Annotated in this window: 11 protein-coding genes and 3 pseudogenes; 9 read left to right on the top strand and 5 right to left on the bottom strand. The window is 58.2% G+C overall.

What is annotated here, in order from left to right; all coding sequences use genetic code 11:
* Positions 1-5 precede the first annotated feature (5 nt).
* The 3 genes and pseudogenes from BUS12_RS15360 to BUS12_RS15350 form a co-directional block, all read left to right on the top strand.
* Positions 6-1,304 (top strand): MFS transporter, encoded by a 1,299-nt coding sequence (locus tag BUS12_RS15360; RefSeq protein WP_074296389.1) that lies wholly within the window; start codon positions 6-8, stop codon positions 1,302-1,304.
* Between the two features lie 280 nt (positions 1,305-1,584).
* Entirely contained in the window at positions 1,585-2,640 is a 1,056-nt protein-coding gene (locus BUS12_RS15355) for a porin (protein WP_074296388.1), read from the top strand.
* 196 nt (positions 2,641-2,836) lie between these two features.
* A pseudogene (locus tag BUS12_RS15350) lies at positions 2,837-3,121 on the top strand (transposase); the annotation flags it as partial.
* Positions 3,122-3,344: 223 nt separating this feature from the next.
* Here BUS12_RS15350 and BUS12_RS15345 read toward each other — a convergent pair.
* Entirely contained in the window at positions 3,345-3,677 is a 333-nt protein-coding gene (locus tag BUS12_RS15345) for an antibiotic biosynthesis monooxygenase family protein (RefSeq protein ID WP_074296386.1), read from the bottom strand.
* Between the two features lie 662 nt (positions 3,678-4,339).
* On the opposite strand from BUS12_RS15345, the gene BUS12_RS15335 reads away from it, so the two are divergent.
* Positions 4,340-5,053, top strand: coding sequence for a GntR family transcriptional regulator (locus BUS12_RS15335; RefSeq protein WP_074267492.1), 714 nt, complete (start codon positions 4,340-4,342; stop codon positions 5,051-5,053).
* 156 nt (positions 5,054-5,209) lie between these two features.
* Here BUS12_RS15335 and BUS12_RS39385 read toward each other — a convergent pair.
* Positions 5,210-5,369, bottom strand: a pseudogene (locus tag BUS12_RS39385) (IS3 family transposase); the annotation flags it as partial.
* A 1,751-nt stretch (positions 5,370-7,120) separates the two neighbouring features.
* On the opposite strand from BUS12_RS39385, the gene BUS12_RS15325 reads away from it, so the two are divergent.
* The 4 genes and pseudogenes from BUS12_RS15325 to BUS12_RS37830 form a co-directional block, all read left to right on the top strand.
* A complete protein-coding gene (locus tag BUS12_RS15325; protein ID WP_083611605.1) occupies positions 7,121-7,690 on the top strand; it encodes a (2Fe-2S)-binding protein in 570 nt (189 codons plus the stop codon).
* A complete protein-coding gene (locus BUS12_RS15320; protein WP_074296384.1) occupies positions 7,690-8,676 on the top strand; it encodes an FAD binding domain-containing protein in 987 nt (328 codons plus the stop codon). Before BUS12_RS15325 ends, BUS12_RS15320 begins: the two co-directional genes overlap by 1 nt.
* Entirely contained in the window at positions 8,673-10,874 is a 2,202-nt protein-coding gene (locus tag BUS12_RS15315; protein WP_074296383.1) for a xanthine dehydrogenase family protein molybdopterin-binding subunit, read from the top strand. The genes BUS12_RS15320 and BUS12_RS15315 overlap by 4 nt, the downstream gene beginning before the upstream one ends.
* A 140-nt stretch (positions 10,875-11,014) precedes the next feature.
* Positions 11,015-11,484: pseudogene (locus BUS12_RS37830) on the top strand (IS5/IS1182 family transposase); the annotation flags it as partial.
* Between the two features lie 118 nt (positions 11,485-11,602).
* Here BUS12_RS37830 and BUS12_RS15305 read toward each other — a convergent pair.
* Positions 11,603-13,168: a tannase/feruloyl esterase family alpha/beta hydrolase gene (locus BUS12_RS15305; RefSeq protein WP_253190079.1), complete on the bottom strand. Its 1,566-nt coding sequence runs from the start codon at positions 13,166-13,168 to the stop codon at positions 11,603-11,605.
* Positions 13,169-14,347: 1,179 nt separating this feature from the next.
* Between BUS12_RS15305 and BUS12_RS15300 the strand changes: the two genes are divergently transcribed.
* On the top strand, positions 14,348-15,106 hold the full coding sequence (locus BUS12_RS15300; RefSeq protein ID WP_074267498.1) for a FadR/GntR family transcriptional regulator: 759 nt from the start codon (positions 14,348-14,350) through the stop codon (positions 15,104-15,106).
* Between the two features lie 115 nt (positions 15,107-15,221).
* On the opposite strand, the gene BUS12_RS15295 is transcribed toward BUS12_RS15300, so the two are convergent.
* Together BUS12_RS15295 and BUS12_RS15290 are read right to left on the bottom strand one after the other, a co-directional pair.
* Positions 15,222-15,629 carry a cupin domain-containing protein gene (locus tag BUS12_RS15295; RefSeq protein ID WP_083640398.1) on the bottom strand — a complete coding sequence of 136 codons (408 nt, stop codon included), beginning with the start codon at positions 15,627-15,629 and terminating at the stop codon, positions 15,222-15,224.
* A gap of 64 nt (positions 15,630-15,693) precedes the next feature.
* On the bottom strand, positions 15,694-16,827 hold the full coding sequence (locus BUS12_RS15290) for a mandelate racemase/muconate lactonizing enzyme family protein (RefSeq protein ID WP_074267500.1): 1,134 nt from the start codon (positions 16,825-16,827) through the stop codon (positions 15,694-15,696).
* Between the last annotated feature and the right edge of the window lie 17 nt (positions 16,828-16,844).

Here is a 16,844-nt window from a genome sequence, read left to right as displayed (position 1 = left end):
AGACAGTGAATCTTTTAGCGCGTGCAGGGTTCGGCGATGAATCAGAGTGGCGACTATATAACAAGATAGCCAGCCGGTTACTGCCATTCATGATCCTGCTATACGTGATCTCGTTTCTGGATCGGGTCAACATCGGTTTTGCAAAACTGCGTATGGCCTCCGACATTGGACTAAGCGATGCTGCCTACGGTTTTGGCGCTGGCGTTTTCTTTGTCGCTTACTGTATCTGTGAAATCCCGAGCAATCTTATTCTCGCGCGTGTGGGCGCGCGGATATGGATTGCACGAATCATGCTCCTCTGGGGGCTGGTGTCCGCAGGCATGATGTTCGTTACATCGCCAGTGGAATTTTATGTGATGCGAGTGTTGCTTGGCGTTGCGGAGGCAGGCTTTTTCCCAGGGATCATTCTGTACCTGACATATTGGTTTCCCACTCGTCAGCGCTCTCAGGCGATCAGTTATTTTCTCCTGGGCATCGCACTCGCTGGCGTAATCGGAGGTCCTTTCTCCGGATGGTTGATGCAGACATTAGACAGACAGGATGGCCTGCATGGCTGGCAATGGTTGTTTCTGATCGAGGGAATCCCAGCTGTCATGGCTGGCATCGCAACGATTTTCTTTCTTGATGACGGTCCGGCGAAAGCGCGATGGCTGACGGCTAACGAACGAGAACGTGTCATCGACACGCTAGTTCAGGAGCGCGCTGCGCGGGATGCTCTTGGCATGGGCCACAAACTTGGGCACGCCTTTAGGGATCTAGATGTTTGGGCTCTGGCTTGCGTGAATTTTACTCAGATCGGCGGCATCTACGGACTTGCTTTCTGGTTGCCGCAAATTATTCGCGAACTCGGAGTTGCCAGCTTGCTCCACACAGGTCTGATAACTGCCATCCCATTCGGTTTCGCGGCGTTGACGATGATCTTTGTCGGCCGGCATTCAGACCGCGTAAACGAGCGACGATGGCACGTAGCCTGCACGGCCATAATCGGATCGAGTGGCCTCCTGCTCAGCGGCGCGTTTGCACATATTCCGGTGCTGTCGCTGATCGGTCTGACGCTTGCTGCGGCTGGCTTGATCAGCGCGAATGCGGTGCTGTTCGTCGTGCCTGGGAGCATCCTGTCGGGCACGGCTGCCGCCGCCGGTATCGGCATGATTTCGATGATAGGAAATGCGGGTGGATACGTTTTCCCTTTTGGCATTGGCTGGCTGCGCGAGATAAGCGGGCGGCCAGAGTATGGGTTATTTCTGCTCGCAATCGCGTCCTTCATGGGCGCCCTTGTCATGCTTCGAATCCGGAAAGCCTGATTCTTCCGAACAGGTTGGGGAGGTGCTCCTGCTGGCGCCGGCAGCCTGCACCTGAGCTACAGGCGTACGTTCGCCGGCCAGGCAGCATAGCGGCGTAAAGCGTTACGAAAATGACGTTGTTCTTACCCGTATCAAGCGACCGCCATACCAGATCGGCACGAACTTAACCGGCGCAGCGACTTGCCCGAATGAAGTGTTGAGTGCAATGCAAAAAATATAAATTTAATAAATTAATAGTACTAACTATGCAGGAGACAGGGTGAGATCATCTTTTCGCTCGATGTGGAAGTGTGTTGTGGTCAATGCGATTCTTGTGCCAATTGGTGGCGCGCACGCGCAAAGTAGCGTCACGCTCTATGGCATGCTCGACGCAGGGTTCCTGTATGCAAACAGGACCCCAGGTTCGACAGGGAAAAATGCCGGCCCTACGTTCGCGATTGATAATGGAGGCCTCGGTCCTTCGGTTTTCGGACTGAGAGGGAGCGAGGATCTTGGTGGCGGCATGAAGGCCGAATTTGATCTTGAAAGCGGGATCAGCACGGTCACTGGAGGCATTGTCAGTTCGAACGGCTATTTCCTGGGGCGCCAGGCATGGATCGGACTCGAGGGCAATTTCGGCAAAATCAGGCTCGGCGTACAACACTCGCCATTCTTTCAAGCCGCGGTCGATCTGGATCCACGGCACTCGACGTTTGGCAGCTCCATTTTGCCGTATGACAACAACGTCCGCTTTACAAGCATGATCAGCTCTAATGCTGTGTTGTACACCACCCCAAACCTGGCTGGCCTCACAGGCACTGTGATGTTTGCTCCGGGCGGCGTCGCCGGTGATTTTTCAGCGGGACGGCAGTGGTCGGGCGGCCTCAAATATGACAACGGCTCGTTCATGGTTGACGCCGCGATCTACGATAGCAATGCAGGTGGTGCGGTCACGCCTATTCCCACCGATATAGAATTCACGGGTCGCATGCTAGGCGTAGCGTACAGGTTTGGGGCACTGACCACCAAGGTGTCGTTCACCAATTACAAGGTGGCCGGTGCATTAAACTCGAACGTTTATGGTGGGGGAGTCGATTACTTTGCCCGATCGGATCTTGAATTGAACGGCGGCGTTTGGGTAACTAGTGACCGCAACGATACCGCCAATCACTCACTATTGGCAGCGGTGGGTACAACCTACTTCCTCTCGAGACGCACGTCCGTCTATTTGCAATTCGGACGTGTCGACAACCACGGAGCAATGGACACCGGCCTGTCGTTGACGTACAAAGATATTCTTACCGAAATACCGGGGACTACGTACGGTGTAAATATCGGGATGCGTCACTTTTTTTAGTGGCTCGGCGGCGGATGGGCGCCACTGCTGAACAATATCGGCTATGCGAACCTCACACGGTTCAGCGATACGAGTTACGTATGGTCGAATACGCCTGCTTTCGGCGTTAATGCAGAGGCGCAGGCCATCTCGGCCCTTACACCGGGATACCTGAAGCGGGTTGAACATTCTTGGCTAGACCTGGTAACCTGGCGGGATGCCAGGTCGCAAGCGATACCCAACGCATGTTTCGAATGAGTAATGGAGTTTTGTTGCTCCGTGCCCGACACGGATGAACGAAGACGCGCCGCCACGCCGATACGAATTGTGCGTGGTGTTCGACGCGCTGCGCTGGAGGGTGCGAGCCGGCGCGCAAATGCTGTCTATCAGCTTTGCGCCGTGGGAACGGGTCTATCAGAAGACGCAACGCTGGTTGACTGCCGACTGTTTCGAGGAGATGGTGAACGATCCGCACTCGGTGTTGCGCGTGGCGCAGGAGCAGTAGTGCGAACGCGGTGCGGTGACGGGGTGCACTTATCGCAGACTTACCACAGCGACAAATAAATGAGAACAAAGCTCGTCAGCTGGCCCCCGCGGACGACAACGAGTTTCGCCCCGGTCCGCTTCGCGCGTCCCCGAAGGGGCATTGGGCCTATTTCTGTAAGTCACTTCTACACGCTGTGGCGACGAAGCTTCTCTCTACCCACGTTCGTGCGCCGATCGCCCTACGCCTCTCCGGCTGGGGGGGAATATGTTTCGACGACCTCGTACACTGCGGTCTCGAATTCCGTGAATGCTGCTGCCTGCTCAAAGTAGCTTAAAGGGGTGGGATTCTCACGCATCGCCCGATAGGCCTCAACACTTCGCCACTGCGCGTACATGGTGACCTTGTTGCCATCTATGCCCCGGTGAAGGCTTGATGAGATGAATCCGGGCTCCAGGCGCACGATCTGGGTTGCACGGTCAAGCAAATCGAGGAGTTCCTGTTGCCGGGACGGCTCGACGGTGAATACGTTGATCAACGTAATAAGCTGGTTATGTTTAGAGATTGTAGTCATGATCAGTTTTTCAACAGGCGATAGTGAACTCTCAACATGGGCCTACAGGCTTCGCTTTATCCGCTTTTTTCGCAAATGGAATGTTGGACTTGTTCGACCCGGTGCTCCTTACGTGGTCGATCAGCAGTCCCGATTCGCCTCTAACTCTTTCCTTCAATCTCCTCGTCAGGAACGGCCACTACAGGCGCCCTTGTTGGGAGAGCAGGAGGACGTAGGGGGAGTTTTATGCGACCTCCCTCGGGTTCGCCTGCGCCGGTGCCGTGTTCCTCGCAAACCATCGTTCGAACATGTCGAGCAAGTCACCGTTCAGAACCTGCACGAGAGTTTGAAGTAGCTGGCACGTACTACACCGTATCCAGCACATCTGCCGTTTCCTTACAACGCACTTGCTGACCAGGTAGCCCATGGGCGACTCGACGGAGGCGATGATCTTTAGTCTTCACGCTTTCGCCGTCAGCTACGCCGAACTAGCCCCCAGGTCGCAGTTTTCTGGTCCGAGCGACTCGGGACGATGGGGACCAACAGGCCGTCCGGTTTCTACATGGTTCTTGGAAACAGCTTGCGCCACAAAGTATATATATCTGACTTCACAAATCAATTTGTATATAAAGAGCTGCTGTGTAAAAATAGTCAGCTGACGCTCGCTGGGTTCTACGTTACATATGAAGGAAGTTGTCGAAAACCATCGCTCCAAAAATGCCGACGCCGAAGCTAGGACACCGGGAAGTCTCGGTCTGCAGACCGCCGCTGGAGCCATATATGAGCGGCTTCGCGTGGACATTATTTCCTGTGGACTGCCTCCCGGATTCAAGCTGCGCCTGAACGATATCAGCAAGCGATATGGCTGCGGCCCCATTCCTATCCGCGAGGCGCTTAGTCGACTGGCAGCCGAAGCGCTGGTGGTTTATTCAAATCAGAAGGGGTTCGCGGTAGCACCCGTCAGTACCAAAAGCCTTATGGATCTGGCGCAGGCGCGAGCCTGGACATCGGAAGTTGCCATGCGCGAAGCCGTGCTGCGGGGTGACGACGAATGGGAAGAGCGCGTCCTTCTCAGCTATCATCGACTTTCCAAAGTCCATCGGTATAGTTCAGAGAACCCTCGAGTCGTAAACCCGCTATATGACCGTCCCCACCGCGAATTTCACAAGGCGCTGTTTTCCGGATGTGGGTCAGAATGGATGATCGACGCGTGCATGCATCTTTTCGACCACGCCGAACGATACCGTAATTTGTCACGGCATGCCGTGGTATTGCCGCGCGAAAATGAACACAAGCTCATGGTGGACGCGGCGCTCGCGAGAAACGTTGAAGAGGCTGTTCGCCTTATCCAGCAACACGTTTTGCTGACGGCTCAAATCGTTCGCGAAAATAGCTAATCCATCGGCTGGCCGGTGTCTCGGTTGCTCCTGCCCAGGCAGAGCGTAACTTGTTGATTTGCAAGGAATCGTGACGCAGGACGGCTAAAATCCTGGAGTGGCTTACGCCGTGATTTCAAGACTCTCGCGGTATTCAAGTGGGCTGAGAGAACCGAGTTAGATCTCGATACACTTTGCGTCGTACTACTGGATAAGAGTCAACTACCTTCGATGAATTGATCAACGGTCGTAGCCGTCAGTCACGAGGATAGAACAGTTGCGTCTTGAGCAGACCAAAGAGACCTTCGCAGGCCGCATTATCGGGAGAGCATTCGTTTGATGACCTCATTTTCCGTCTGCGCGCAAGCAGGTTTTGATCGACATCTCGCAGGTCAAAGGTTTAGCGCATTATAAGGTTCGACGCTTGCGGCGAGATCGTAAGGTACGCCCAATTCTTCAAGCATGATGGACACCTTGTATCCACGATGACGCCGTCGAGTGGGTCGTAATTCGAAGCGTGCGCCTTGAGCACCTCGCGCAACACAGCCGCCTCCTTGGCCGCGACCGTCATGCCGTGGGTAAGACCCGGTACAACCTACACACCGAGTCGCCGGGGGGAACAGCCCGCGTGGGAAAGCGGTCAAGCGTTTGAAATGCCGACGGCGGCTTTCGGGGAAACTGTATCGCGAGAGTTCGCGTCGTCGCTTACCCCGGTTGATGAGATATTAAGTAGTGCTTGTCTGGAGGGCTTGCGTGAAGGCGACGAAAGCGTCGTCATTGGCTGGTGACCGGTCCGTCTCCAGACTCACAAGGAGTGCGAACCAGAGGCTGTCCTCGAGCAACACTGTGTAGCTGCAACGGCTATTCTCGGGCGCTTTAGCGAAGTTAACTGTCCCTCGCCAGTGTTAGCAGAACGGTATTCAACGAACAGACCAGCGCGGCTATTGGTCAGTACGTCGCAACCTTGACACAGATGTCGTTGGTGACGAGTTCCGCGGCCTTCAGAACGCTGTATCCAGGCAACGACATGCAGTTAGCGGCACAAAGCGTGAACGGTTTCATGTTCGGCCTTGGTGGATCACCGGGAGTGCTGCAGGCTACATTGACTTCGACCGACATTTCCGGACAGCCAGTCGGTAGCGTTGCCAATGATGTCATTGGCGGCGTTGGGCATACGCTTACGGGGGACACCTCCGCGATGTCCGCCGGCTCGATCCGCTACGCAATGGAGGTGACGACCACGACGCCAATGCTTGTGGTGAACCGAGGTTCGAGCGCGGGCTCGTCATCTCTGGCGCAACTGCAGCAGGATTTCGGCAGCACGATTGCGACGCTGAGCGATGTTTCGTATCTGAGCGGCGTGAGCGTGAGCGCCCCCCTTTCGTCTACGCGGAAATCAACGGAGTTGTTTGTCCGGCCACCCCTATGGTGGTGGGCGCACATGGGGAGAGGGAAGTGTTCAGTTATACCAGCTATACCCGTCGCGCCATCATCCATCGGAATCGGTACGTGTTTTTGTCGATATCATCATATATATTGTTAGCTGGCAGTCCAATGCGAAATCCTCTTCTGGCGGCGGTCCCTCTTGTTACCGCAATCGGTTTGCGCTGCCACCATCGTCGTTCATAGATCTGACTTAAGGGGATCGGAATACAAGCCACACGGAGTCCTCACAAAATGGCTTATGCCATCTTTTACTGGGTGCTGTGCTGAAGAGAGCTGTCCTGGTAGGTCACCGCAAACGATAAGTTCATCAATGCACCAGACCTACCGGTAGTTCGTCTGACGGCTCGAAAATCCCGCATGGGCGGCACGTCAGCTGTTCGTCTGAACATGTCATACCTGTAACCGGTGAAGCAATCGATCAACCGCTTGTTACTCACTGAAGACAGCGCTATCGGCATCCAAACATCAAAGATTCGCTGCCATACGTTCTGCGCGGATTCTTGCAAACCGACGATGGGCATCTATAATTTTTGGACCGAGCAGATTCTGCCGGTCCTGTCTGTGTTGACTGAAGCCTCATACCGCCAGACTTAGGACGGAGTGAGGCATCCTCGTAAAGACGAGCGTTTGCCGAGGCCTGTCATGAACAACGATTCGTTGACCGCCGTTGCCGGTCCCGCGACAGACGGCGAGACAATCACGGCGAATGGGCAGCCTGATCCAGAAATGGAAACGCGGTTTGCCCCACGCAGGTGGACGCACGTCCAGATCAATGGCGTTGAGCATTCCGTCAACGTGGAAGCAAGGACGACCCTTTTGGATCTGTTGCGCGAACAGGTGCAGTTGACAGGCGCAAAAAAGGGCTGCAACCGCGGAGAATGCGGCGCTTGCACGGTGTTGATGGATAACCGGCGCGTCAATGCCTGCCTCGTGCTCGCAGTCAGTGCCGATGGCAAGAAAATCACCACGATAGAGGGATTAGCGAGTGATGGGGTCCTGCATCCCGTCCAGCAGGCCTTCATTGAGCACGATGCCTTCCAGTGTGGTTTTTGTACCTGTGGCCAGATCATGTCCGCTGTGGGCTGCATTGCCGAGGGACACACCGGTTCCAACGCTGAAATTCGCGAATGGATGAGCGGTAATATCTGTCGCTGTTCTGCGTATCCGCAGATCGCGGCGGCTGTCGAGGCTGCCGCGAAGGAGATGGGCTGATGCGCGACTTTAGTTATGCCTGCGCGACGACGCGGGCCGACGCCCTGACGCTCGCCCAACTGCCCGACGCGGCGGTGTTGGCTGGTGGGACTGAACTCCTCAACTGGTTCCGCATCGGGATTACCAAACCTGAACGGGTCGTCGATATCAGCCGTGTGCCTGAAATGGATCGCATCGAAGCGTTACCCTGCGGGGGGCTGCGGATCGGCGCACTTGCCAGGCTTAACGATGTGGCGCAACACGAACGGGTCCGCAACGCTTATCCCGTCCTGTCGCAGGCGATTCTGAAATCGGCCTCTGCCCAGTTGCGCAATCTTGCGACTATCGGCGGCAATCCCCTGCAACGTGTACGCTGCGCCTACTTCCGTGCCGATGCGCCCACACCGTGCAACAAACGAGTGGCGGGCTCGGGCTGCGCAGCATTGCACGGCCTGAACGAAAGGCACGCGATCTTCGGCTGGACCGACGAGTGTGTGGCGGTGCAGCCCTCCGACCCGGCAGTGGCGCTCGCTGCACTGGATGCGGTGATCGTAACCGAGGATGCGCAAGGCGGCGGCCGGCGCATTCCCGCACGCAGCTTCCACGTGCTGCCCGACGAAAATCCATCCGCACACACCGTGTTGCGTCATGGCGAACTGATCACCAGTATCGAATTAGGTGGGCCAGCGCCGAAATCTGCATATTTGAAGATTCGGGAGCGGGAGAGTTATGAGTACGCCATCGTGTCCGCGGCGGTAACGCTCCAACTGGACGGCGACGTGATCAACAAGGCGCGCGTTGCTTTGGGGTCCGTAGCAATGCGCCCCTGGCGTCTCGACGAGACAGAGCGACTGCTAGTCGGCGAGCGGCTGGGCTCGGCCGGCGTCGCGGCTGCGGTAGGGGCAAGCTTTGCCGATGCCCGACCGCTATCGTCCAACGGATACAAGATCGCGCTCGCTCGCAACGCTACGCTTCGCGCCATCGAACTCGCGGCGAGTGCGCCATGAACCATTCGGGTGAATCGATTGCACGCTTCGACGGTCCGGTAAAGGTGACGGGCGCGGCCCGTTATGCCGGCGACCAGAATCTGCCAGCACAGCTCTATGCGGTGATGGTATCTGCCACCGTTCCGGCCGGTTGGGTCGAGAAGATCGACGCGCACGAGGCGTTGGCGATGCCCGGTGTTACGCACGTGCTAACCGCCGCCGACATGCCGAAAGTGCATGCAAGGCTGGCCGACATCAGTGTTCCGCCGCTCGCCACCCGCTTCGTTCCGATGCAGACTGACGAAGTCGTTTATGAGGGGCAGCCGGTGGCAATCGTGCTGGCGGAGAGCATCGAAGCGGCCGAGTCAGGTGCGGATTCCGTATGCGTGGACTACCGAGCCACTTCCTTCATCGTGCCCGACACCGCACCAGCCGAACCGCCTGCGCCGGAGCGGGGTGGCTATTCCCATTCGAGTGCTTTGGAATTTTGCAAGGGTGATGCGGCGTCGGCTATCGCCGCCGCACCGCTCAGGACGGGTGCCGAGTACATACAGCCGTCTCGCCACGCAAACCCGATGGAGCCGTGCGCCATCCTGGCAGTCTGGAAGGACAAGCAGCTTACCGTTTACGACTCGGTGCAACACCTGCCGGCGGTTCAAAACACGCTCGCTGCCGCGTTCGGCATCGACCCGGCGTGGGTCCGGGTAGTTTCCCCGTACACGGGCGGCGGATTCGGTGTGAAAGCGTTCGTCTGGCCGCACGAAATCCTCGCCAGCATGGCGGCCCGGGTGACGCGTCGGCCAGTCAAACTGGTGCTCAGTCGGCAGAACATGTACGACATGGTCGGATTTCAGCCGCAGATGACGCAAAACGTCGCGTTGGGTGCCAGCGAGGACGGCAAACTGCTTGGCATTGTCCACGCGGTCACCAACATCACGAGCGTTACGGAAGATTATGTCGAGTTCGGATCGATCCCGGGACGATCCTTTTACGCATGCGATAACATTTCGACCAGCCAGAAGGTTCGCCGTGGGAATGTCGTGCTGCCGACCTTCATGCGCTCTCCATGGGACGGCCCAGGTTCATGGTCGCTCGGCTCGGCCATGGACGAACTGGCACGCACGTTGAAGGTTGATCCGCTGGAGTTGCGGCTCGCCAACTATGCTGAAACCGATCCTGAAAGCGGGAAGTCGTGGTCGTCGAAAAAATTGCGAGAGGCCTATAACGAAGGCGCGCGCCGCTTCCGTTGGCAAGACAGGCCAAAGGGTGGTACGCGCGACGGACATTGGCGCATTGGCTGCGGCCTCGCCGATTGCAGCCAGGGGCAGGCGCGATTCCATACCACTGCGCGAGTACGGCTCAACGCACACGGAATGGCGCGACTGGAATCCAGCTTCTGCGACATTGGCACTGGTCCCGCCACGGTCTTTCCGCAGATCGTCGCAGAAATCCTGGGCCTGAAGCCAGAGGAAGTCAGCGTTCTGGCAGGTGACACCTCACTGCCTTATTCGGGGCCGACTTATGGCTCGGGGACGACGATCAGCACAGGCGCGGCGTTGCAGCAGGCGGCGCAAGGGGTGCGCGCGAAGCTCGCGCGGCTGGCCGGTTGGCCGACGGAAGAGGTGACCATGCGCAACGGGCACATTCTCCATGGCGACAGGTCGCGTAGCATCCAGTCCGTGTTGGACGAGGCAGGCGTCTTTGAACTTGTTTGCGACGGCGCCTTCGACCTGCCTGGTGGGGCGCCCGTTGATATGGGTGCTCCGGAATTTCCCGCTCGTACGTTTGGCGTGATCTTCGTTGAAGTCGCCGTCGATCCGGATCTGGGCCTGCTGCGTTTGCGGCGGGCAACTGGAATCTATAGCGCCGGCCGTATCATTAACCCTCGGACTGCGCGGTCACAGATGATAGGCGGCATCGTCTGGGGCTGGGGTATGGCGGCGATGGAGGGTAGCCACTTCGAGCCGGCTCTGGGCCGCTGGATTTCGAAAGACCTGGCCGGCGTTGCGCTGCCCGTGAACGCAGACATTCCGCCGGCCATCGATGTCGGGTTCGTCGACGAATACGACGCCAACTCCGGACCGCTCGGCGCCAAAGGTATCGGAGAACTCTGCGCCACAGGGGTCGCCGCCGCCGTCGCCAACGCAGTCTACGACGCCATCGGCGTGCGGGTGCGCGAATTACCGATCACACCCAATAAGCTGATGGGCGGTTTGTAGAAGCTGCCGGTTTCCCCGATATGGACATGGGGAGCACGGAGGCCGTTGCGACCCGCCCGCCGTTAGCGACTCATTCCGGCCGAGGGCGTGCGAAAACGCATTCATCACCTAAACTGAATCAACGCATTGAGACCGGGTGACTCCAGCGATACCTCGACATGATTGAAACTGCAGACCGAACCAGTCCGACAGGTTTCGATGTGAAGACCGTGCGCCTGTACGAGACGATCGCGCTCCTGCGCCAGCACCAGCGGTGCAAGAGAACCGGTACCGTTGGCTACAACGTCCAGACGTTCCTGATACGAAGCATCATCAGATCGTCGAACACGAGGTGAAGAATATCGGAAGCGATCACGGGTAACTCAGCAGGAGGGCTTTGTCGGCGAAGAGCGCCATGGGCAAGCCGAAGCTAAAGGTGCTGGCTGACCGGGGGTACTTCAGCGGTCCGGATATCCGTGCGTGCAAACTGGCCGGGATCAAGGCGTATGTCCCGAAACCACTTACCTCGGCATCAAGGAAGAAAGGACTCTTTACCAAGCGCGACTTCGTCTACGTTGCAAGGAACGATGAGTATCGATGCCTCGCCGATCACGGGCAACAGATCGCGCATATCCAGAAGGAGATGCACGCGGTCGATGCAGGCACACCAGCGCTATAGATTGCGGCTGATGCGCGACGCGCGGCGATAACGGGCGCGGTAGCCATTCGCGCGTCGCGGCTTGCGTTCGCTATCCCTGCACGCAGGTAAACGACGTCGCGCTGTTCACGTCACCCGCGCCGTTATAGCTAGGCCACGCCGGATACTGGCACAGCGGCCGCGTGCGTCCCGGCACGCCCGCGGTATCGGTGTCCACCTGATGCACCGGCGGCGTCCCGTGCTCGACCCAGTTCTCCAGCGCCGCGAGCGAGTCCCATGACGCGTTGAACTCGGTGCCGATCCCGTGCTGCATCCCCGGAATCTCGTAGAAGCGCACGAACGACTCGACGGCGCTAAAGCCCATCGTGAACAGCAAGCGCTGATAGTAGATCTCGGTGGCCCGCGTGCTGACGGTCTGGTCCACGGTGCCGTGCGCCATCAGCAACTTGCCACCGCGTCGCATGAAGGGCGTCAGGTTCGGATCGGTCGCGTCGAGTCCCGACAGCATGCTGATCCGCCCGGACCATTGACCGGCGAGCGCCGGATTGAACGTCAGTGAATCGAAGTTCGGGTTGCCCATCACCGTGTAGCGGACGAACTGGTCGCTGATCTGTCCGTCGAACATCGCAGTGCTCTGCAGCGGATACGACGGCTGCGTCGTACCGAGCGCGAGCTCCGTGATCGTCGCCTCGAGCGGCGAACTGCTGCCCACCCCCAGATCGGCGCCATACACGTTATAGCCCGGATACTGCGTTTCGCCGTTTTCGAGCGGATACCCAAAGACGAGCGGGGTGTTCATCGTGTTGAGCGCCGCGATCTGCCGGTCCGACAGGCACGTGTCTCCCCGTGCCGCACCGCCGGCGCAGCGCAATGGCTTGCCGTCGACATGGGCCGTCGCCGGATTGAACGTCGAGTTGCACGCCTGCACGTTGCTGATCAACCCGTCCTCGACGCCGTCGAGCCCATCGCACACCTGCATCACCGCTTTCAGGAGCAGCGCGCGCTGTGCTGTGTCGAGGTACGCGCCCGGCGCGGTGAAACCTTCCGTCGCGCGCAACTGCTGCAGGCTCAGCGTCGTGAAGTCATACGCGGGGTAGAAAGCGATCACACCGTTCCAGTCCTGCGGCCAGCGCTGCGCGACGGTCAGCGCCTCGCGGCCGCCAGTCGAGCCGCCCGCGAAGTACGCCTTGTACGGATGCATGCCGTAATGCTTGTCGATGATCACGAGCGCGGCGTCGTGCGTCTTCTTCAGGGCTTCGCCCATGAAGTTGTCGTACGCCTCGGCGTTGACGGAGAACGCGCCGTTCACCGAGCCGTTCGTCGCCTCGTGCCCGGAATCGCTCGCGAACACCGCGTAGCCGCGCGACAACGGTCCCGGCAGATTGGCCGGCGCGCTCGGCACGTTCCCGGTCACGGCTGGAATCGAGCCGTCGAACCCGCCGCCGCCGAGCATCAGGATCTTGCCGTTCCACTGGTCCGGCAACGCGACGTTGAACAGGATATCCGGGGCGGACGGATCGACCGGACGAATCGCGCCGGCCACGAGGCAGTATGACCCGGTAGCTGTCGCTCCGGTGCCGCTCGCCGCCACCTGTGTCGTTGATGTGACGATGGCACCGGTTGTCGGCAGGCCGATCTCGCGGGCCGGGATGGTCAACCCGTTTAGTTGCGGACAGCTTGTTTTTGACGGCGGAGGTGGCCCGTGTGGTCCGCATTCCGCGTCCCGGCATGGACCATCCGTCGTCTCCGAATACGTACCGCCGCTCGACATGGCGCACAGTACAAGCACACAGAATGCACCCAGCCACGACGGCGCGCGCCCACGCGTGCGCCACAGCCCGCTTCTCGAGTTCATCGTCTTGTCTCCTTCCAATGAGGCCTGAAGACGGTGCCGGACGTTGCGGCATCAGGCCCATGCCGTAGCGTACACACGACCCTTATCCATCCCGGGTCAACTGCGCGACCACCGCGTGCACCACCATCAGCAGCGTGCTGCGCGCGATTGCCGCCCGGCCCCGCATACTCGAACCTGCCGTCAACCTGATGGAAGACCTTCGACGGCCCGTCGACGTAATGCTCGAAGGCCGTCGCATTCGCACTCTCGCCGCGGTCCGGCAGAGCCCACTGGGCTCCGTTGTTGCAGGCTAAACGGCGACGGCTTGCCCAGCATGCCCGCCGCAACGCTCGCGAAGGAGACTGTTCAATACATGATAGTCGCTAACGCGTGCGGCAAGCGGCCAAGAACGGTCCGTCGGCTCTACCGTACGAATCGTCGACAATGACTGTGTCGAAACAAACCCAGGCAGGCGCACGGGGAGCGGGAGATGAACGAGGTACTCCAGCCGATATTTATCGCTGTTGCATGGATACACGATTTCGAGACGGTTGGGATGGATACACCGTAACCGGTCTTTTAACCACGTCCCTCAGAGGTTGGGAGCAGCAGACAGTGCCCATGGCATGAACGTCTTCGCGATTACGTCCGCGAACAACTTTTCCCGTGACGCATTCTGCTCTAGGAGACGCTTTGTGGAGGGACCGGCCTGCGCGCTTCTGTTTCTCGTGCCGCATCGCGTGAACCCGATCGCACAGTAGTTGAAAACTATGTGGCCGGCGGCCGGATTCCTGCGACGGCCCGCGGACTGACCAGCATGGGCAGTTAGACGCAGCGTAAGGCCTGATCTGGTTTGACCAGATTGGGCCTTACGCGTAAGCTACATGGCGCGCTGGGTGCTTGCCCTGCGAAGCGGTGCAAGGCCCGTGAATGGTGGCTGTTGCGCCAGTCCGATGCACCTAAAGGCAATAGTGCCAGTTCTGCATATTGAGCGGTGACTGCATGATGGAAAACGTTCGTCAACTCGTCCGTCTGATTCAGGAGCGTGGTTTTGGACCGGGCGACAAGCTGCCGTCTGAACGCGAGATGTCGGAAATGTTTCGCATGAGTCGTGGAGCGCTGCGGGAAGCACTCATCCGGCTGGACACTTTGCGAATCGTCGACGCGCGGCCGAAATCCGGCATTTTTCTTCGCGCCGACTCAGCCGAAACAAGCATTGAAGCGATGGTTTTATTTGCCGAGGCCGATACGCCCCTGAGCCCTGACGAGGTGATCCAGTCCGTGGAGTTGCGGCGATTGCTTGAAGTTCAGGCGGTGAGACTCGCGTGCGAGCGCCGAACCGATGCGGACCTGAACAAGCTCTCCGCGATTCTCAAACGTTGCATCGAGGCACGTGGCGACGGTCACGCACTCGCAGCACTCGACGCGGAGTTCCATCTGGCAATCGTATCGGCCACTCAAAACGACGTCTTCGTGCGCTTCGTAAACGTCTTCTATCTGATGTCGAAGAAGCGTCGCGAGGTCTACTTTTCGTCAGACGAGCATTGCCGCAAGTCGGTTGCCGATCACCGCAAGTTGCTTGGCGCGATCGCCGCGAGAAACATTGAAGAAGCCGAGACGATACTGCGGCAGCACATTAAAGGTGTTGATGTGTACTTCCGCACGTTGTTTGCAACGGAGAATGACGAAGAACAAGGTGCGGACAAACTTGCGGCGCCGGGTCGAAAGCGCAAACGTGCCGCTACGAAAGAGTTCGCCTGAGGCAACAGACCGCCTGTCAACGGGGCAGGCAGCGCGTTTCAGCCGGACTCCGCCCGCAATCTACCTGAAGTAGAGAGTGCCGGAGGTCAAATCTTATCTGGCACTGCGGGGTCGCTCAGGGTTTTGACGCAGGGTTCGTCGCGAAATCGCCAGGTGAAACGATTTCCAGCTGTTCGAAATCGTCACTGTTGCCTAATACCTGATGTCGCACCCCGGACGGGAAATAGCACGACGATCCCGGCACAAGGCGCACAACACCAATATCTTCGAACTCGAAGTCGATCCATCCGCGAAGTACAAACACCAGTTGGAAGGTTGTTTCATGGGTGTGCCATTCTGGCTCCCCCTGTTTGCCCGGCACCGCCCGAATTACGTGCGCAGTGTAAGCGCCGTACGTAGCCTCCTTTAAGCCTGTGTCGCGATATGTAAAATATTCTCTTAATCCATGTTCGATATCCGAACCATCTGCAGCGACGTGCCGCACCGAGGTCCTGCCAACGACGGCTTGAATTTGCTCTGACATGCTTGCTCCTTCGATTGTTGGAAATAAAATGAATCGATCACGTTGACACATATTGCCGTGAACATTAAACGAAGCTAGGCCCAGTCGAGCCGCTATGGTGGCGGATAAAATCTTCGTCAACTTCAATGCCGATTCCAGGGCGCTCGCCAGGCCGTAGCGTACCTTGGTGATCAATGTCGAAACGGAAGTCGACGAGCTGATCGCGAAGCGGATTGTGAACGGAACAGTCGGCCTCGAAATATCCTGCATTGTCGATGGAACACAGTACGTGTAGCGTGGCCGCCATGTTGATGCCCATGCTCGAGTGGCAGTGGATGGGGAGTTTTTGCGCAGACGCCATCGCAGCCACCTTTAGCATCTCCGAAACGCCGCCCACCTTGGAGAGATCCGGCTGGAGGACCGTCACGCATTCTGCGTCAATCAGTTGTGCAAACTCATATCGGGTGAAGTGATTCTCGCCGGCGGCAAGCTCGAAGCGCGACATTCGTTTCGCATCCCGGTAGCTGCGATAGTCGTGTGCAGGAAAGGCTTCTTCTAACCAACGAATGCGCGCCTCTTCAAAGTACGGTGCGACCGCATAAAAGTCCGACAGTGAATACGCAACGTTCGCATCGGTAAGTATCTCTACATCTGCGAAATGCGAGCGCACGGCTCTCACGCGGTCAATATCGGATCTCGGTGAATCCCCAATGCGGAGTTTGACGGCGGAAAATCCCCGTTCAATCATGAGGGCGACCTCTTCAACCAGCGCTCCTGGATCCTGAAATCCGAGGCAGATACCGCCCGCATACGCACGCACGTCCCGCGCGGCACCGCCAAGAAGACGGTATAGAGGCCACCCGACGGCTTTGCCGCGGATGTCCCACAAGGCGATATCTATGCCGCTCATCGCCGCGGCACAAGCCGCTCCCATGCCATGCGACGCAAGCTGATAGCGGTAGATTTGCGACCAGACGCCGTTTACGTCAGTCGCGTCAAACCCGAGTACAAGTTGCTTTAACGTCGTGTTAACCAGCGTGGCGACCGCCAGATGCGCGCGCGCATGATGGGATTCTCCCCAGCCGACGATCCCCTCATCAGTTGTGACTTTCACGACGACCGTGTCGCGCTTGACCATTTTGCCAATACCGAGGCGAACTTGATGTGCCTCCGGCACGGGCGAAGTGACCGGATATGCAATGATGTCTGTGATTTTCATATTTTTTAAGTAGCTGA

This window comes from Paraburkholderia phenazinium, assembly GCF_900142845.1.
GTDB lineage: Bacteria > Pseudomonadota > Gammaproteobacteria > Burkholderiales > Burkholderiaceae > Paraburkholderia > Paraburkholderia phenazinium_A.
Note: the sequence above shows the minus strand (reverse complement) of the source record. Positions and strands in the feature narration are given on the sequence as shown.